This is a genomic window from Mycolicibacterium setense, from assembly GCF_000805385.1.
Lineage (GTDB): Bacteria > Actinomycetota > Actinomycetes > Mycobacteriales > Mycobacteriaceae > Mycobacterium > Mycobacterium setense.
The window spans coordinates 907,420-924,977 of sequence record NZ_JTJW01000003.1 but is presented as its reverse complement, the minus strand read 5'-3'; the positions used below and the strand labels follow the sequence as shown (position 1 = coordinate 924,977).

The 17,558-nt window shown below is 67.3% G+C and carries 21 protein-coding genes; 14 read left to right on the top strand and 7 right to left on the bottom strand.

The features are described 5' to 3' along the window. Positions 1–2: 2 nt before the first annotated feature. From QQ25_RS05925 to QQ25_RS05915, 3 genes are read right to left on the bottom strand one after another with little or no spacing between them, the layout of a single operon-like run. Positions 3–890 carry a glycerophosphodiester phosphodiesterase gene (locus tag QQ25_RS05925; RefSeq protein WP_039326283.1) on the bottom strand — a complete coding sequence of 296 codons (888 nt, stop codon included), beginning with the start codon at positions 888–890 and terminating at the stop codon, positions 3–5. 5 nt (positions 891–895) lie between these two features. Next, complete coding sequence (locus tag QQ25_RS05920; protein ID WP_039377651.1) at positions 896–1,996, bottom strand: DUF4328 domain-containing protein; 1,101 nt, start codon at positions 1,994–1,996, stop codon at positions 896–898. Between the two features lie 41 nt (positions 1,997–2,037). Beyond that, complete coding sequence (locus QQ25_RS05915) at positions 2,038–2,379, bottom strand: rhodanese-like domain-containing protein (RefSeq protein WP_039326288.1); 342 nt, start codon at positions 2,377–2,379, stop codon at positions 2,038–2,040. A 428-nt stretch (positions 2,380–2,807) separates the two neighbouring features. Here QQ25_RS05915 and QQ25_RS30540 point away from each other — a divergent pair, with 428 nt between their 5' ends. The 4 genes from QQ25_RS30540 (at position 2,808) to QQ25_RS05900 (ending at position 5,790) form a co-directional block, all read left to right on the top strand. Further along, a complete protein-coding gene (locus QQ25_RS30540) occupies positions 2,808–2,966 on the top strand; it encodes a hypothetical protein (RefSeq protein WP_162627840.1) in 159 nt (52 codons plus the stop codon). A gap of 127 nt (positions 2,967–3,093) precedes the next feature. Then, entirely contained in the window at positions 3,094–3,717 is a 624-nt protein-coding gene (locus QQ25_RS05910; protein WP_039326290.1) for a superoxide dismutase, read from the top strand. Positions 3,718–3,962: 245 nt separating this feature from the next. Then, the gene (locus QQ25_RS05905; RefSeq protein ID WP_039326292.1) at positions 3,963–4,499 is read left to right on the top strand and encodes a hypothetical protein; all 537 of its coding nucleotides are present in this window, start codon (positions 3,963–3,965) and stop codon (positions 4,497–4,499) included. A gap of 892 nt (positions 4,500–5,391) precedes the next feature. Further along, positions 5,392–5,790: a secretion protein EspR gene (locus tag QQ25_RS05900; protein ID WP_029109017.1), complete on the top strand. Its 399-nt coding sequence runs from the start codon at positions 5,392–5,394 to the stop codon at positions 5,788–5,790. Between the two features lie 50 nt (positions 5,791–5,840). Here QQ25_RS05900 and QQ25_RS05895 read toward each other — a convergent pair whose 3' ends face one another. The 3 genes from QQ25_RS05895 to QQ25_RS31080 form a co-directional block, all read right to left on the bottom strand. Further along, complete coding sequence (locus QQ25_RS05895) at positions 5,841–6,974, bottom strand: hypothetical protein (protein WP_039377649.1); 1,134 nt, start codon at positions 6,972–6,974, stop codon at positions 5,841–5,843. Then, on the bottom strand, positions 6,971–7,462 hold the full coding sequence (locus tag QQ25_RS05890) for an ImmA/IrrE family metallo-endopeptidase (RefSeq protein WP_029109019.1): 492 nt from the start codon (positions 7,460–7,462) through the stop codon (positions 6,971–6,973). The genes QQ25_RS05895 and QQ25_RS05890 overlap by 4 nt, the downstream gene beginning before the upstream one ends. Before the next feature lie 68 nt (positions 7,463–7,530). Next, complete coding sequence (locus QQ25_RS31080; protein WP_234711846.1) at positions 7,531–8,736, bottom strand: hypothetical protein; 1,206 nt, start codon at positions 8,734–8,736, stop codon at positions 7,531–7,533. 169 nt (positions 8,737–8,905) lie between these two features. On the opposite strand from QQ25_RS31080, the gene QQ25_RS05880 reads away from it, so the two are divergent. The 8 genes from QQ25_RS05880 to rraA all read left to right on the top strand — a co-directional run bounded on the left by QQ25_RS05880 (position 8,906) and on the right by rraA (position 14,043). Then, on the top strand, positions 8,906–9,562 hold the full coding sequence (locus QQ25_RS05880) for a DUF6474 family protein (RefSeq protein WP_039326296.1): 657 nt from the start codon (positions 8,906–8,908) through the stop codon (positions 9,560–9,562). Between the two features lie 8 nt (positions 9,563–9,570). Then, entirely contained in the window at positions 9,571–10,089 is a 519-nt protein-coding gene (locus QQ25_RS30935) for a hypothetical protein (RefSeq protein WP_039326298.1), read from the top strand. Positions 10,090–10,124: 35 nt separating this feature from the next. Continuing rightward, complete coding sequence (locus QQ25_RS05870; protein WP_052235632.1) at positions 10,125–10,811, top strand: YcnI family copper-binding membrane protein; 687 nt, start codon at positions 10,125–10,127, stop codon at positions 10,809–10,811. Beyond that, complete coding sequence (locus QQ25_RS05865; RefSeq protein WP_052235631.1) at positions 10,811–11,314, top strand: copper resistance CopC family protein; 504 nt, start codon at positions 10,811–10,813, stop codon at positions 11,312–11,314. The genes QQ25_RS05870 and QQ25_RS05865 overlap by 1 nt, the downstream gene beginning before the upstream one ends. Beyond that, positions 11,287–12,144, top strand: coding sequence for a CopD family protein (locus QQ25_RS05860; protein ID WP_276014862.1), 858 nt, complete (start codon positions 11,287–11,289; stop codon positions 12,142–12,144). Before QQ25_RS05865 ends, QQ25_RS05860 begins: the two co-directional genes overlap by 28 nt. A gap of 74 nt (positions 12,145–12,218) precedes the next feature. After that, positions 12,219–12,734 carry a hypothetical protein gene (locus tag QQ25_RS05855; protein WP_039377647.1) on the top strand — a complete coding sequence of 172 codons (516 nt, stop codon included), beginning with the start codon at positions 12,219–12,221 and terminating at the stop codon, positions 12,732–12,734. 44 nt (positions 12,735–12,778) lie between these two features. Next, complete coding sequence (locus QQ25_RS05850) at positions 12,779–13,543, top strand: MerR family transcriptional regulator (protein ID WP_039377645.1); 765 nt, start codon at positions 12,779–12,781, stop codon at positions 13,541–13,543. A 20-nt stretch (positions 13,544–13,563) separates the two neighbouring features. Next, positions 13,564–14,043: a ribonuclease E activity regulator RraA gene (gene rraA, locus QQ25_RS05845; protein WP_039377644.1), complete on the top strand. Its 480-nt coding sequence runs from the start codon at positions 13,564–13,566 to the stop codon at positions 14,041–14,043. Positions 14,044–14,098: 55 nt separating this feature from the next. Here the strand turns inward: rraA and QQ25_RS05840 are convergent, their stop codons facing one another. After that, complete coding sequence (locus QQ25_RS05840) at positions 14,099–15,568, bottom strand: flavin-containing monooxygenase (protein ID WP_039377642.1); 1,470 nt, start codon at positions 15,566–15,568, stop codon at positions 14,099–14,101. A gap of 78 nt (positions 15,569–15,646) precedes the next feature. On the opposite strand from QQ25_RS05840, the gene QQ25_RS05835 reads away from it, so the two are divergent. Both QQ25_RS05835 and dinB read left to right on the top strand, forming a co-directional pair. After that, on the top strand, positions 15,647–16,288 hold the full coding sequence (locus QQ25_RS05835) for a TetR/AcrR family transcriptional regulator (protein WP_039327137.1): 642 nt from the start codon (positions 15,647–15,649) through the stop codon (positions 16,286–16,288). A gap of 24 nt (positions 16,289–16,312) precedes the next feature. Then, complete coding sequence (gene dinB, locus QQ25_RS05830) at positions 16,313–17,548, top strand: DNA polymerase IV (protein ID WP_039377640.1); 1,236 nt, start codon at positions 16,313–16,315, stop codon at positions 17,546–17,548. Positions 17,549–17,558 lie beyond the last annotated feature (10 nt).

Here is a 17,558-nt window from a genome sequence, read left to right as displayed (position 1 = left end):
TTTCAGTCCCGGCCCGCACCGGTAAGGCCGTTCTGCAGCCAGGTCTTGGTGCGGCCGGGATGGTTGGTGGCCACCCACGCCACCCCGATGTCGCGGCAGAACCGTACGTCCTCGTAGTGGTCGACGGTCCAGCAGTACAGCGCACGCCCCTGCGCGGCGGCCCGGTCGACCAGTTCCGGATGCTCGCGCAAGGTCGCGATGGACGGACCGACCGCAGTCGCCCCGACCGTCGTCGCCGCGCTCCCGCCCAGGTACCGCGACGTGTCACCGAGCAGCACGGTCGGCAGCATCGGAGCGGCCCGGCGGATCCGCCATACCGCGGCGGCGGAGAAGGACATCACCACCGCCCGCGACAGATCGGCCGAGGCCGGCGCGGCGATCCCATACCGGTGCAGCAGGGCCAGCACCTTGTTCTCCACCAGCGCGCCGTAGCGCACGGGATGCTTTGTCTCGATGAACAGCTTGACCGGCCGGTTCCAGTCCAGCACCAGTGAGACGAGATCGTCGAGTGTGAGTAGCCCGGTGTCGCCCAAGGCGTCACCGGCCCTCTCTCCGTCGACTTCCTCTCCGTCGGTGTCATCTCCGGCACGGGCACCGGCGTGCCACGATCCGTAGTCGAACCTGCGCAGTTCGGCCAGCGTCATCTCACTGACCACGCCGGTGCCGGTTGAGGTCCGGTCCACGCGCCGGTCGTGCACACACACCAGGTGCCCGTCGCGGGTGAGGCGCACATCGCATTCCACGCCGTCGGCACCCTCACGCAATGCGAGGTCGTATGCGGCAAGCGTGTGCTCGGGCTTGTCGGCGGATGCTCCCCGGTGGGCCACCACGAACGGATGCCCAGGCTCCGGAGTCGCCTGCCCATCGGCTCCGCCGTCGCCCGTTTCCATACGGCCTATGCTGCCGGGTTCTGCCCTTGAGGCTCAACCGGAACGGCGGATTCAGCCGAATCCTCACGATTCCGCGATGCCTCGTCGGCGTCGGTCTCGGGTTCGACCACCACCCAGCGTCGGACGCTGCGCTCAGCGGTCGTACCGCTGCCCTCGAAACCGGTGAACACTTTGGCCGTCAGCAGGAAGGTGGCGAGCGCGAGCAGGTACCCGACGATCGTGGCCACCGTGTTGTCGGCGATGTTCTGCGGCGCGTCGTTGAAGAAGGTGACGTACACGGTGCCGGCCATCGACCACACCGCCAGCACCGCGCTGAACACCCACGCGATCCACCACACGACAATCGGCCGGCGCAGGTATGAAAGACGGCCTTCGAGCGCGGCCAGTTCCCACACGAACACCGGCGCCATCACCAGGTTCACCCCGGGCAGCAGGCAGCCGAGCCACAGTGTCGAGGTGCTGCGCGGATCGGTTTCACCGTGCTGGGCGTAACCGGCGGCCCGACGCGCGATCAGCCAGCGCACCAGCGCCACCACCGTGAGGATCACCACGACGATGGCGACCACGCTCGCCAGCAGGCCGATGGCGACCCCACCGATCGCGATCACCGGGTGCAGCAGCACACCGCGGTTGATCAGCAGAAGCGCATACCGGATCACATGGGCGAAGGCCGCGACGCCCAGAACCACCATGGCCGCCACGAGCATGAGACGGACCGTGCCTGCGCCGGACGCGTCAGCGGTCTCCTGCGGCTGATCGTCGACATCGAACGGCTGGTGCAGACCCCAGCTCGGGATCGTGCGGTAGTGCGGAGTCGGCCCGAGCGGGCGACGCCTGCGCCGCTGATGCGGCGGAGGGCCGGGGCGCAGCGCGATCCAGCGGTAGCCGGGCGCGAGTTGCGGCGGGCGCTGCGCGGTCTGGGAATGTGGCTGCGCGGAAGGCGCCGGAGCCTGGCCGGCGGGCCCCCACTGGGACTGAGGCGACGCCGGCGCAGAAGACGACGGCGCAGAAGGCGCCAACAACGAGCCGCCACACCGGGGACACCACGACCGCTGCCGGTCACGCACGTTCCAGCGCGTCCCGCACTGCGAACACACCTGGATCATCCGACCAGCCTAGCCACGATCTCCGCCCCTGTGCTGCGCGGTCAGATGCTGCCCGGGCCGCCGGCGTCGGTGACGATCGGACGTCCGGCGCCGGCCCAGGCCAGCATGCCGCCCTCGACGTTGACCGGGGTGTAGCCGTTTCGGGCCAGATAGTTCGCCACGCGCAGCGACCGTCCGCCGGCGTGGCAGATCACGTACAGCTCGGCGTCCGGATCGATCTCGGCGATCCGCGTCGGGACATCACCCATCGGGATGTGCTGCGCGCCCGCGGCGTGGCCGCGTTGCCATTCGTCGTCCTCACGGACATCGAGTAGCACGACAGACCCTTCGAACGTGGTGGGTACCGCAGCGATGTCTACCTGCCCGACTTCCACATCGTCCATGCCTCAATGCTCGCATGCCCGCGGCCTCGGGCGCACCCGACCCCGATGCCTCACCGCGGTGTCAGCAACGGGAAGCTATCCACAGTTTCCACAGGTTCATCCACAGCCCGGCACCAGCGGAAAAGCTCCCGATATGGGGATTACTGTGCGGTAGCTGTCCATCACTGTGGATAAACCTTGGGTGTTCGCGGCGGCGATCAACAACCACATCGGCGCGGAGCGAAATTAAGCATTCGGCTAAACGCGTTCACGACGCCGGCCGGATCAGGTTGGGATCAGCGTGATTCGAGTCGCCCGCACCGCAGCATCCCCTTATCCAGAGGCCGATTTTCCCTTGGCCATTACAGGGTCTATGATCGGCGTCACACCAGCTGTTGTGACAGAACTCACTGGGGGCAAGCATTGATGGTGCAGGTCAGGAGTGTTTGATGGCGTCGCATCCGATTGGATCGGGATCGGCTTTTCCGCAGCCCGAATGGCATTCGTCGGGCCACCTGCACACCCGTAACCAGATGATGGCCTTCCTTCGGGCCAGTGTGATCGCCCTGCTGTTGCTCGGCGTGCTCGCCGTGATCGTCTTGTTCTGACCCTCGCCGCATCGGGTATACGTGTGGTCGGCACGCGCGTCCTTGCGGTGCGCCCTGCGATGGAGCAATGTGGTCGATGATCTTGAGGACGCTTGGCTCCATCGATCGATAATGAGGAAGGAATCTCGTGGCTGAATACACTTTGCCAGACCTGGATTACGACTACGGAGCGCTCGAGCCCCACATCTCCGGGCAGATCAACGAGCTCCACCACAGCAAGCACCACGCCGCCTATGTGAAGGGTGTCAACGACGCCGTCGCCAAGCTCGACGAGGCGCGGGCCAATGGCGATCACGCGGCGATCTTCCTCAACGAGAAGAACCTCGCCTTCCACCTCGGCGGCCACGTGAACCACTCGATCTGGTGGAAGAACCTGTCGCCCAATGGTGGCGACAAGCCGACCGGCGACCTCGCCTCGGCGATCGACGACCAGTTCGGCTCGTTCGACAAGTTCCAGGCACAGTTCACCGCCGCCGCCAACGGGCTGCAGGGCTCGGGCTGGGCCGTGCTCGGCTACGACAGCCTCGGCGACCGGCTGCTGACCTTCCAGCTCTATGACCAGCAGGCCAACGTGCCGCTCGGCATCATCCCGCTGCTGCAGGTCGACATGTGGGAGCACGCCTTCTACCTGCAGTACAAGAACGTCAAGGCCGACTACGTCAAGGCGTTCTGGAATGTCGTGAACTGGGAGGACGTGCAGAACCGCTACGCGGCGGCCACCTCCAAGACCAACGGCCTGATCTTCGGCTAGTTCCCGATTCGGTCCGATCGAGGGCTGGATCAGTTTCTGATCTCTCACCAAGGGGCGTCGCGCGGACAGCGTGGCGCCCCGCCCTCGTTTTCGGGCCGGGGCAGGCATTGGCCGAGTCGTTACCGGTCCGGGTCCCGTGTCGTCTTGCGCAGTTGCGGTTGCTGCCGCATCCTGAACTGATCGACCCACAGACGTGTCGGAGCACCGATCAGCCGGTGACCCAACACCGATGTCCCGGAGGCGATATGGATACGACGGGGTCCGGCAGGGCGATCGAGATCGCCCCCTTTCATTCCGGCGGTGCGCTCAAAGGTTTCGTGGTCTCTGGTCGCTGGCCCGATTCCACCAAAGAGTGGGCGCAGCTTCTCATGGTCACGGTGCGGATCGCTTCGTTGCCCGGATTACTCTCCACCACAACGATTTTCGGCGTCCGCGAGGAATTGCCGGAGGAACCGCAACCCGGCACTGTCGGCCTGGTCATCGCAGAGGGCCCGGTGGTGGGCGAATCCGCGGTTCCACCCGGGTATTTCGCGGAGCATCAACCACCGGCGCTGCTGATGCTGCACCCGCCTTCGGAGACAACGCCGTCGCTTCCGGAATGCGCCGGCGCGGCTTCGGGATGCGTATTGCTGCCCGGGCTCCCACATCTCGGGCTCGAACACCGCGCCGCGTGGGTCGAAGCTGAATCCGATGGCACGGTCACATCGGTGGTCAGCCGGGTGGGTGTCGATCCGATCAGTCACCCGGACACGGCGATCCTGGCGATGCTGCTGGCGGCGTAGGGCTGCCACGAGCGGGACATCTTCTCCAACCAGGAGAAGCTGGCTACCGAAAAAAGATAGGAACTCTAGCGAGGTCGGCGGACAACGGCTAGGGTCCCTCTAGATCAGCGAAGGGCAGCAGCCCGCAATCGTCCTGTCGGCATGCTGGCGTCGTGAGGCCCGGCCGACGGACTGCGATGCGGTGGTGAGACCTTCGACCGTATGTAGGGTGCGCCGCGCCAGCGGCAAGTATCGGCGGTGTGTCGAAAGGGCGCCATGTCCGCAGCCGCAGGCCTCAGCGCCGGCAGCAGGATCGCCGATCTCGGCTACCCTCAGCGGGCTTTCGATAGCCGTGACACCCGGCCGCAACCGTGGCCGCTGGCGTATTTGTGCCGACGATTGTTCCGCCCCGGGGCAATCCGCGTCTCGTTTCCGCCCCGCAACACCGTCTGGAATCGGCGCCAGAATCCTTCAGAGGCCGTCTGGCTATCGCGAGCAAGGGGGCTGATGCGCATTCCATCGCCCAACCTGTAACGTGTTCCACGTCGTTCGACAACTGCCCGGCGCGCAATCTGACGCGACCCGGGGTCCGCGCTACAGCAAATATCTGTTTCTCCTAGTCACGGCGGTGCCGCAGTTGCCGGCCCAGAAGTTGATCATGATCTAGCGCACCCGTGAGCCCAGCTCACCGTGCCGAATACAACGGAACCGTCACCTTTTGCAGTGCCAGACGGCGCAATCCCGCCTGCCTTCACGGCGAAGGGGTCGGCATACCCGGCTGAGATCGTCAAAACGCAAAGCCAGTTTAACTTTTGTGGCGTTTGCACTTGGTTGTCGTCACAACACTCGCTACCATAGTCAGCAAATACGCCGCCTATTCGTACCGCTCGTGAAGCATGTGGAGGTCAAATCGATGAGCAAGACGTTCGCCGCCCGTCTAAACCGCCTGTTCGATACGGTTTATCCGCCAGGGCGCGGACCCCACACGTCTGCCGAGGTGATCGCCGCATTGAAGTCCGAGGGCGTCACCATGTCGGCCCCGTATCTGTCGCAGCTCCGTTCGGGCAACCGGACGAACCCGTCGGCGGCAACCATGGCCGCACTTGCCAACTTCTTCCGGATCAAGCCGGCCTACTTCACCGACGACGAGTACTACGAGAAGCTGGACAAGGAGCTGACCTGGCTGGCCAGCATGCGTGACGAGGGGATCCGCCGGATCGCTGCCCGTACCGTCGGGCTGTCCACCGAAGCCCAGCAGGACCTAGTCCAGAAGGTCGATGAGCTGCGCCGCCGGGAACACCTCGACGACTGATTCGTCAGTTCCACCGGCGTTCTCGCGCGCTGAACCCACGTCAGTGGGTTTCAGCTGCGCGTAGCGCCGCGGGCCAGTTCCCGATACTGCTCGGCGATCGCGAGAATCCATTCCCGGTCCGCATAGGACTCTGGCTGGCTCAGCCAGGCCAGCCCCGGGAACGCTGAACGATCATCGCCCTGCCGGGTGTCGTAGATCCATCGGGCGATGGCGCGCGCCTGATCCCGGGGTGACACATCGGGCCGCTCGACGTCGCCCAATTCTGTTGCGCCACTTGACCCACTCGAGCCGCGCGAACCGGCGGTCTCGTGCCGCCGGGCGTCGGCCGCGGTCGCCTCCAGATAGAGCGCGTCGGAGATCAGCGACATGCGTTCGGCGACGCGGAACACGAGCGGTCCGCGCGGACGCACCCCGATACCCACGTCGGGCTGACGCCGGGCCAGCTCGCTCAGCAGCGGTTTGATGGTCCGCAATTCCTGCTGTGCCCCGAACCAGTCTTCGACGCTCGGAAGCAGAGATCCGGCGGCCACGATGACCATCGCGCACCCGAGCATGGTCGCCGCGGCGCCCAGACCGACGGGCTCGGTACGCACCGCGGCCCGGAGCAGGACGAATCCGCTGGCGGCCACGATCAGCACCATGCCGACCGTGAACAGGAACAGCGCCCGCCCACGCCGGCTGCGGTTCGAGTAGCGCAGACCGGCCCACGCCACCAGGGTGAGGGCGAGGAAGACGTAGAGCAACGGCAGCAGCCACGACGTGCCGCTCGACCCGAGATCCCGCTTCAGATACTCCGAGGGCGACATCTCCGCCTGCCTACCGGCGTGGAAGAAGATCACCAGGCTGATGACGGCCACGAGGCCGGCCACCCCGTACTGGACCAGCGCGATGCGCCGCGTGAGGGTGGCCGAATGGCTCGAGGACGCGGTCGTGATCATCACGCAACTGCCTGCCGCACATGCGATCAGCGCGACCTGGCTCAGCCCGGCCGCGACGTTCGGCCAGTGCACCACGGTGTCGATCAGCAGGGCCAGCGGCTCCCAGTTCAGCGCGGCGACGACGCCGAGGCTGCCCAACGACAGGATCATCGCGGAGCTCACCAAGGATTGTTTGTTGACCAGCGCCCAGCCGATGCGCAGGCCGGTAGCCAGGCCGAGTAGGCCGGCGATCACCCAGACGATCAACCAAATGCCTCTCCGAGGCGGACCTGCACGATCGACGAGCGATCGGAGGGCAGCCGGCCGAGGCGGTAGAGCAGGAGCGCGGCGAAGTCCTCCGCTTCCTGCTCGATGTCCTCGCCGTTGGGCCCCATGCAGCCGGTGCGCTGGTTCAGCATGTAGCTGATCAGATCCGAGGTCGCCACCTCGGCCGTGGCCGCGGCCGCGTCGACGATCGAGATTCCCTCATGGCCAAGCACCAGGTGGCCGAGTTCATGCGCCAGGGTGCGGTCCCAGGCCGGCAAGCCCTGCTGGATGAGGAACACGTCGCGGTCGGCGTACTGCCGCCACTGCCCGCACACGCCGGGAGGCAGTTCGGCCATGGTCAGCTCGATCGGTCTACCGCGGTCTGCGCTCACGGCGTCGACCAGGCGGGTCAATGTGACTTCGCCCTGTCTAGGGGCTAGGTCGAGAACCTCGTTGACAGCGCGCGTGACGCTTCGACTGGCGGACATGGTCCCCCTTTCCACCCTTTCGTTCACGCCCGGACAACTCCACTCACCGGGATTCTCCCAGGTCGTTCCTAACTCATGAACCTACTGGCGTCGATTCGGACCGTGCGGCCGGCTTTGGCCTGTCGGTAGCCCACCAGCCCGCCGAGGCCGGTCAGCGCCATCATCCCGGTCACACCGGGCAGTGCCATCGCCGCGATCTCCATGGTGTTCGCGGTGCGCAGGTAGTCCGCGTAGCCGGCCCGGAAGGACGCGGGTGGGATGGCGGCATCCAATCCGACGGCGGCGGGACGGCCCGCCTCGGTCCGCATCTTGGTGGACGGTTGCATGTCGGGTCCCGATCCAGGACCCGACTGCGGCCCGTTGTCGGAGCCTGGGGCACCGAGTGGCACCGCGAGCGGCGGGACGACGATCGGCAGCACGACGACCGGAACGGGAATCGGAACGGGAATCGGCGCCATCCCGGCCGCTGCGGCCAGGCCAGGCAGTGGGGGCGCGGCGAGGTCGGGCGCCTGCGCCTGCGGGGCCGGCATCAGCATGTCCGGAGGACGCGGATAGTTGAACGGCGCCGGAACTCCGCCTCCCCCGCCGCCGCCTCCACCGCCGGGGGAGCCACCGACGAGGGTTGTGGCAGAGGTCGTCGCGGAGGTCGTCTCAGACGTGGTCGCAGAGGTCGTCTCCGAAGTCGTCCTGGTGGTGGTCTCCGTGGTCTGTGAGGTGGTCCGTGAGGTCGTCACCGTCGTCTCGGTGGACGTCACGGCCGTCGTGGTCTCGACCGAGGCCGAAGTCGTCGGAGTCTCAGATGCCGAGGGCTCCGTGCTCGGTGAGGCGGTGTCGGTCTCGGTCGGTGTCTTGGTGCCGGTTCCTGTTTGCGGGGGCGTCTGCGTTCCGGACGGTTCCGCGGTGTGAGTGGGTTCCTCGGTCTTGGTCGGTTTGCCTGTGGTCTTGGTCGGCTTGCCACTCGTCTTGGTGGGTTTGTGGGTCGTACGCGTGCCCGACGAGCCGTCGTCGCCATCGTCGTCGCCCTGGGATTCGCCGTCGTGCTCGTGGCCCTGCCCGTGATCCTTGCCCTCGTGCCCGTCGTGACCGTTCCCGGCGCTGTTCGACGAGCCTTGCCCGTTATCGGGCCGGCCACGGTCAGGATCGGCAAACGCCAACGCTCCCCCGATACCGGCGGTGATCAGGCCCGTAAGCACCAGACCGGTCGAGGCGGCGACGCGCAACCGCGAACGCACGTTGTCACCACCCTTTCGCGCACCGCCCGCACGCTTAGTCAACGAATTCAATTCTCGCACAAACGGCCGGTTCAAATTTGCTAGCTGAGTCGATTACCGACGGCGATGACGGGGAGCCGCGGCGGAGCAAATCCACCGGACGATACTGTGGGTCTGCAGCACTTCTGCGGTGACCACGAACACACGACGAATCGACCGGGAGGCAACCGGAATGGGCCTGTTCACGCGACGAAAAAGCCGCGCCACCCGCCGCGCCGAAGCCCGCGCCATCAAGGCCAAGGCCAAGCTGGAAGCCCGGCTCACCGCAAAGAACGAGGCTCGTCGCATCAAGTCCGATCAGAGAGCTGCCCAGCGGGCCCTCAAAGCTCAGGTCAAGGCGCAGCGGGACAGTGATCGCAATGCCCTCAAAGTGGCGGAGGCCGAGTTGAAGGCGGCGCGTGAGGGACGTCTGTTCGCCCCGGCCAGGATTCGCCGCCTGCTCACCGTCACACGTTTGCTGGCGCCGGTCCTCGTGCCGTTGATCTACCGTGCCGCCACAGCCGCCCGGGGTGCCCTGGATGAACGTCGCGCCGATCGTCTCGGCGTCTCGCTGGCCCAGCTCGGCCAGTTCTCGGGGCACGGCGCCGAGCTCTCCGCGCGGATCTCCGGCGCCGAGCAGACCTTGCGGCAGGTCGCCGAGAAGAAGCCCAAGGACGCCGAGACCAAGCAGTTCGTCACGGCGATCAATGACCGGCTCACAGATCTGGCGGCGGCAGTGACCGCCGCGGAGAACATGCCGACGGCGCGGCGCCGCGGCGCCCACGCGGCGATCGCGGCCCAGCTCGACGGCATCGATGCCGATCTGATGGCTCGGCTGGGACTGGTCTAGCCCTTTTCATGACCGGCGCCCGTATCGATTCCGCAGCCCTGCTGCGAGGTACGGCCGTCGGCACCCTCACGGCGGCACTGGCCGTCGCAGCCCACGGCGTGGGCGGTGGTGCACTGCCCGGTGGGGCGGTGGCCGCCCAGCTGACCGTGCTGGCGGTGACGCTCGGCGCGGTCGCCGCGACCGCGGCCGGTCGGACCGCGGTGTTGTGGGGTCTACTCGGTACGGGCCAGCTGGTGTCCCATGTGTTGTTGGCGACGGCCGGTCATTCGCACAGCGCGCAGCCCGGCGCGGCGATGTTCGGTGCGCACCTGGCAGCGGTGTCTCTCGGGGCCGGCTTGATCGCCTGCGGTGCCCGGTTGTGTGCAGCGGTGTCGCGTGCGGTGCGCGCGGTGGTGCCCGAACGCCGGACCGTACCGGTTCCGGTGTTGTGCATGGCCACGCGCGGCACGGACCAACCGTTGCACTCGGCCCTCTTCCTTGCCTCTTCGGTGTCTCATCGGGGTCCGCCGGTCAGCGTCAGCGCCTGACCGTCCGACACCGACTCCGAGAAAGACACCAAGAAATGCAAGCCCTCACCGGGGCGTCCTCGCGCGCCCTGCTCACGACCGCCGCAGTGGCCGTCGCCGCTCTGTTCACCGCCGCACCGGCCTGGGCGCATGTCCACGTCGAGGCCGACAATCCGACGCCGGGGACCACCTCGACACTCACTTTTCGGGTCCCCGGTGAGTCCGATACCGGTGCCCTGACAACACAATTGACGGTTGATCTGCCCGATGTCGCCTCGGCCCGCACCGAGGTGATGCCGGGTTGGACGGCCAAGCTCGACCGGGACACCGCCGCGGGCACGGTCCGGAAGGTCACCTGGACCGCGGCTCCCGGTGTGGGCATCTCACCCGAGCAGTTCGCGCTGTTCCGGGTGTCGGTCAAACTGCCCGATGCGGCGAGCGCGAGCTTCCCCGCCACCCAGACCTACTCCGACGGAAAGGTGGTCCGGTGGGATCAGGCCCCGTTGCCCGACGGCAGCGAACCTGAGCACCCCGTACCGCAGGTGGCGCTGACCGGTTCCCCGTCCGAGGGTCAGCACACCGAACACGCAACCGAGACAGTCGTGGCACCGGCCGCTGCCCCCGCTGAGCCGGCGGCGGCAGCACGGGCAGCGGACAACTCGGCCCGCTGGCTGGCGGGCGGAGCGTTGATCCTCGCGGCTGCCGCCCTTGTCGCGGGTCTGCTGAACAGGCGCCGGTCGTGATGCGGCTGACCGCGGCGACCCTGACCGCGCTGATTCTCGGCGCCTCGGCGTTGATCGGGGCCCCCGCGGCGTCGGCGCACGCGGCACGGATCGCGTCCGACCCGGCCGAGCATGCCGCCCTCAGCGCATCACCCCCACGGGTGAGCGCAACCTTCAACGAGGCCCTGCAACCGGCCTTCGCCAACATGACCGTCGTCGGGCCGGACCACAACCTGTGGTCCGAGGGTGATCCGTTGGTCGCCGGTGCGGTGATCAGCGTCGGGGTCCGCCCGCTCGGCCCGGCCGGTACCTACACGGTGAACTACCGGGTGACCTCGGCCGACGGGCATGTGATCTCGGGTTCATGGTCGTTCGATCTGACCGTCGCCGGTGCGGGCACGCCAGGGCCCGCGGCCTCCTCACCCGCTGAGTCCGACGGCGGCATCGTGGTGTGGCCCTTCGTGCTGGTTGCCGTCGTGCTCGTCGGCGGCGGAGCTTGGTGGGCGGTGCGGCGACAACGGTGACCGGCGCGCTGATCCGGGCGGTGGCCGACTGTGCCGCCATCGTCACTCTCGGCCTGGCCGTGCTGCCGCTGCTCGAATCCGACCGCTACCGCACCGAGTTGGGCCGGAGGGCGGCCGGGCCACTCGCCCTTGCCGCGGCGATCTGGCTGGCGGCCGAGCTCGTGCGATTGACCGTCGAGGCAGCGCAGACGGCCGGGGTCGGGTTCTGGCAGATCGGTGTGCACACTCTGACGGACTTCGGGCTGCACACCGCTGCCGGACGTTCGGGTCTGGTCGGTATCGCGGCGGCACTGATCGTCGGTGTGGTGGCGATCGTCGTTCCGCGAGGCGCCACCACCACGGCCGCGACGGCCGGAGTCGCCGCCGTCGGAATGGCCGCCAGGACTCTGACCGGGCACCTTTCGGAGAGCCCGATCGGTGGGATGGCTGTCGCGGTGCACGCTCTGGCCGCTGCCGTGTGGTGCGGCGTCCTGGCGGCGCTGGTGCTGACCGTGACGCATCGCGGTCAGTGGGCCAGGGTGTTGCCCCGGTTCTCGCAGCTGTCCCTGGGCTGCGTAGGGATGCTGCTGATCGCCGGTGTGGCCGGCGCGGCCGTCAAGTTGAATTCTCCGGCCGAGCTGTGGGCCACCGGCTATGGCCGGGTGCTGACGGCCAAGGTCGTCGTGACCGTGGCGCTGTTGACGCTGGCCTGGCGAAACCGGTCGCGGTGGCTGCCCGCGGCGCGGGCGCACCGAAGTAGCGCGGCCTTGTCGCAGAACCGCGCGCTGGTGGAGTTGGGCATGATGGCTGTTGCGGTCACCCTTGCCGCGGCTCTGGCCGTCACGGGTTGACCGATGCGGCGCCTGGCATGATGGGAAACACTGCCGGCCCACAGGAACACCGGATACTGCGAAGGAGCAGCCAGATGGCAGAGCAGCAGGATCAACCCGCCGAGAAGCCCGCAGCCGAGGCGGCCGAGGCGTCGGCGGCCGGCGCGGATCCTGCTCCACCGAAGCCCGGTCCTCCGCCGGCCAAGAAGGCCCCGGCGAAAAAGGCCCCGGCCAAGAAGGCCGCTGCGAAGAAGGCTCCTGCCAAGGCCGCCAAGAAAGCTCCTGCGAAGAAGGCCCCGGCCAAGAAGGCTCAGCCTGCCCCGCCGGCCACCCCACCCCCGGCCAAGGCGGCCCCTGCCAAGGCGGCCCCGGCCCCCGTCACTCCGTCGCCGGATGTCACCCCGTCGCCGGATGTCACCGCAGCCGCCAAAGAGGCTGCGGCACAAGCCAAGTCGACTGTCACCTCGGCCGTCAACCCGGTGTCCGGCCCGGTGCCGGTCCCGGTGAGCGAGAGTCCGTCGTCCAAGCTGCCGCTGGCCGCGGCAGTCGCGGTGGGTGTTTTGGCCGTGCTCCTGGTGTTGCTCAGCCGACGCCATTCCGAGGACAGCTGACCGCAGTTTGACCCTGACGCGACGTCAGGGTCGATAGTGGCCTCATGCACGCGGATCCACAGGTGAGATCTGTCGGCGCGGTCGCCGCGCTGACGGATATCTCGGTGCGGACCCTGCATCACTACGACCACATCGGTCTGGTGGTGCCCAGCGTGCGTACCGCGGCGGGTTACCGCGGCTACACCGACGCCGATGTGGAGCGTTTGCACCTGGTGCTGGTGTACCGGTCCGCCGGGCTGGCGCTGGAGGCGATCCGGTCCCTGCTCGACGATCCCGATGCCGACGTGCTCGCCCACCTGCGACGCCAGCACAGCCTGCTGTGCGATCAGACCGAGCAGTTACAGCAGACCATCAAGGCAGTGGAGGAATTGATGAGCGCCCACGACAGAGGAATTCAGCTCACCGCCGAGGAGCAGGTGGAGATTTTCGGCAGTGCCGTTTTCGACGAGCACGACGACGAGGCCCGCGAGCGCTGGGGCGAGACCGAGGAATGGAGGCAGTCCCGGCAACGTACCGCGCAGATGACCAAGCAGGACTGGATCGAATTCAAGGCCGAGAACGACGCGCTGCTGGACGCGCTGGCCGAGGGGAAGCGCGCCGGGGTACGCCCCGGGTCGGTGCAGGCCGACGAGCTGGCCGCCCGGCACCGCGCCAACATCTCCCGGTTCTACGACTGCAGCGACGACATGCATGTCTGCCTGGCCAACATCTATGTGGAGGATGAGCGGTTCGCCCGCTACTACGACGAGGCCGAGCCCGGGCTGGCCCAGTTCGTGCACGACATCATCGTGCAAAGCGTCGCGGGATAGCCGGCTGCGATAATCGCCGGGTGAGTATCGAACCGCGCGCCACCGCTGATCTGGTCGACGAGATCTACCCCGATGTCCGCAGCTGCGATCTGCAGCTGGGCAACTACGGCGGCAGGACGATGTTCGCCGGGCCGATCACCACCGTGCGCTGCTTCCAGGACAACGCCTTGCTCAAGTCGATCCTGTCCACCCCCGGTGACGGCGGGGTGCTGGTGGTCGACGGCAGCGGGTCGCTGCACACCGCGCTGGTCGGCGACATCATCGCCGGGCTGGCCGCCGACAACGGCTGGTCCGGGGTGATCGTGCACGGCGCGGTGCGCGATGCGGCTGCGTTGCGCACCATCGACGTCGGCATCAAGGCGCTGGGCACCAATCCGCGCAAGGGCACCAAGACGGGCGAGGGTGAACGCGACGTCGAGGTCAGCTTCGGCGGGGTCACCTTCGTTCCGGGTGAGATCGCCTACGCCGACGAAGACGGGATCGTCGTCGTCGCTCCGTGAGACCGGCACGGAAAAGCCCCCACCTTGACGTGGGGGCTTTTCTCGTCTGGTCGGGTTACACCTTCACTGCGGCACGGTGTTTGGTGAAGTGCAGCGAATCCTCGTCGACCTTGCCGTACCGGATGGTGCGCATGTCGAAGAAGTAGTTCTGCTTGAGCTTCCACGGCGCTTCCGAACCCGACTTCGGCAGGGTGTCCATGGCCCGCCGGAAGTAGCCGGGAGTGAAGTCCATGAAGGGCAGCTCGTCGACGGCGTCACCGGGGTGCTGCGGCTCGACACGGTCAAAACCGTTGGCGTCCATGTAGTTCAGCAGGCGGCAGATGAACTCGGACACCAGGTCGGCCTTCAGCGTCCAGGACGCGTTGGTGTAGCCGAAGGTGATCGCCATGTTGGGCACACCGGAGAGCATGAGGCCCTTGTAGGTCATGGATTCGGTCAGGTCGATCGGTTCGCCGTTGCGTTTCGCCGTCGCGCCGCCGAACAACTGCATGTTCAGACCCGTTGCGGTGACGATGATGTCGGCGGCCAGCTCCTCACCGGAGTTCAACTTGATGCCGGTTTCGGTGAAGGTCTCGATGGTGTCGGTGACGACGCCGGCCTTGCCCGAGCGGATGGCCTTGAACAGATCGCCGTTGGGCGCCAGGCAGACTCGCTCGTCCCACGGGTTGTAGCGCGGGCTGAAGTGCTTGTCGTAGTCGAAGCCCTCGGGCAACCGGCGCTCGGCCATCCGGCGCAGCACCTTCTTGAAGACCGCCGGGAAATTGCGGGCGACCTGGTACTGCCCGGTGCTGTAACCGATCTGCTTCCACCGGTTGACGAAGTGCGCCAAATGCTTCGGAAGGTACTTGTTGGTCCGCAGGGCGACCGGATCCTCCAACGGCAGCGAGCCGATGTAGGTGGGCGAGCGCTGCAGCATCGTCACGTGGCCCACGCCGCCGTTCACCAGTGACGGGATCAGCGTCACCGCCGTGGCGCCGGACCCGATGACGACGACGTTCTTGCCCTTGTAGTCGAGGTCCTCGGGCCAGTGCTGCGGGTGGATGATCTGGCCCTTGAAGTCCGCGGCTCCCGGGAACTCGGGCGAGTAGCCCTCGTCGTAGTTGTAGTAGCCGCTGCACACCGAGAGGAACGACGCGGTGATCTGCTTGGTTTCGCCATCGTGTTCGACGTCCACGGTCCAGCGGTTGTCCGCGTCCGACCAGTCCACCGAGAGCACGCGATGGCCGGTGCGGATGTGGTTGCGGATGCCGTTCTCGTCGGCCGCCTCGTTGATGTAGTTCCAGATCGACTGGCCGTCGGCGATGGATTTGGCCGACTCCCACGGCTTGAACCGGAAGCCGAGGGTGAACATGTCGGAGTCGGACCGGATGCCCGGGTACTTGAAGAGGTCCCAGGTGCCGCCGATGTTCTCCCGGCGTTCGAGGATCACGTAGCTCTTGGTGGGGCAACGGTCCTGGAGGTGCCAGGCCGTGCTGATGCCGGAGATGCCGGCGCCGACGATCACAACATCGAAGTGTTCGGTCATGGGACCGACGGTATCAACAGGGTGTTGAGTGGGTCAACACCCTGTTGATAAATTCAACGCGGTGTTAGGGTGCTGGGTGTGACAACCTCCGGCACAACCCGGGCCCCGCGCGGTCGCCGCGCCGCCCGTCCCTCGGGCGACGATCGCGAGGCCGCCATCCTCGCCACCGCCCGGCAGCTGCTGGAGACCAAGAAGTTCGCCGACATTTCGGTCGATGACCTGGCCAAAGGCGCCGGAATCTCCCGGCCGACGTTCTACTTCTACTTCCCCTCCAAGGAAGCCGTGCTGCTGTCGCTGATCGACCCGCTGATCAAGCGCGCGGACACCGGCTTCGACAGTGCGCTGGAACGTATGCCCGCCGATCCCAGGCGAGCGATCCGGCGAGGCATCGAGATCTTCTTCGACTCGTTCGGTTCCCATCCCGCGACGGCGCGTGCCGGCACCGAGGCGCTCAACAGCAGCCCGGAGTTCCGCGCGTTCTGGGCCGGGCTGATGCAGAAGTGGATCAACCTGACTGCCGCACTGATCACCGCCGAGCGCCAGCGTGGGGCGGCCGCGGACACCATCCCCGCCATGGACCTGGCCACCTCGCTCAACCTGATGAACGAGCGGACCATGATGGCCGCCCTGGCCGCCGAACAACCTGCCGTCGATCACGACAAAGTGGTCGACACCCTCACCCACATCTGGCTGACCAGCATCTACGGCGCGACTCCCTAGAACGTCGGCCACTTATGCGAACATATGTTCGTGTCCCAAGCGCAGGCTCAGGCTCAATCGCCTGCTCCGCAGGCGGCCATCCTGCACGCTGATCTCGACTCGTTCTACGCATCGGTCGAGCAGCGGGATGACCCGGCGCTGCGCGGGCGCCCGGTGATCGTCGGAGGCGGCGTCGTGCTGGCGGCCAGTTACGAGGCCAAGGCGTTCGGTGTGCGCACGGCCATGGGCGGGCGCCAAGCCCGGGCGCTGTGCCCGCAGGCCGTGGTGGTCCCGCCGCGGATGTCGGCGTATTCGGAGGCCAGCCGGCACGTGTTCGAGGTCTTCCATGACACGACACCGGTGGTCGAGCCCCTGTCGGTGGACGAGGCATTTCTCGACGTGTCCGGCCTGGGCCGGGTGTCGGGTACCCCGGTGGAGATTGCCCGACGGCTGCGCGAGCAGGTCAGCGAGCAGGTGGGCCTGCCCATCACGGTCGGCATCGCACGTACGAAGTTCCTGGCCAAGGTGGCCAGCCAGGTGGCCAAGCCCGACGGTCTGTTGCTGGTCCAGCCCGATCGCGAGTTGGCATTCCTGCATCCGCTGCCGGTGCGCCGGTTGTGGGGTGTGGGCGCCAAGACCGCCGAGAAGCTGCATGCCCACGGCATCGAGACAGTCGCCGACGTGGCGGAGCTGCCCGAGTCCGCTCTGGGCACCATGGTCGGCGGCGCGATGGCCCGCCAGCTGTTCGCGTTGTCGCGCAACATCGATCGACGCCGGGTGACGACGGGAGTACGTCGCAGTTCGGTCGGCGCCCAACGTGCCCTCGGACGACGCGGCAACACCATGTCGGCCGCGGAGGTGGACGTCGTGGTGGTCAACCTGGTCGACCGCATCACCCGCCGCATGCGCGGCGCCGGACGCACCGGGCGCACTGTCGTATTGCGTTTGCGCTTCGATGATTTCGGCCGGGCGACGCGGTCGCACACGCTGCCGCGGGCCACTGCCTCGACCGAGGCGGTGCTGGCGGCCGCCCGCGCGTTGGTCACGGGCGCCGCGCCGGTGATCGCCGAGCGCGGGCTGACCCTGATCGGGTTCGCGGTGTCCAACATCGACCACGCGGGCAGTCAGCAGTTGGAGCTGCCGTTCGACTCCGAGCCGGATCCGGTGGCGATCGACGGCGCCATCGACGAGGTGCGGCAGCGGTTCGGCAATGCGATGCTGACCCGCGGGGTACTGGTGGGGCGTGACCCCGGCTTGGAGATGCCGACATTGCCCTACTAAAAGAGTCGCG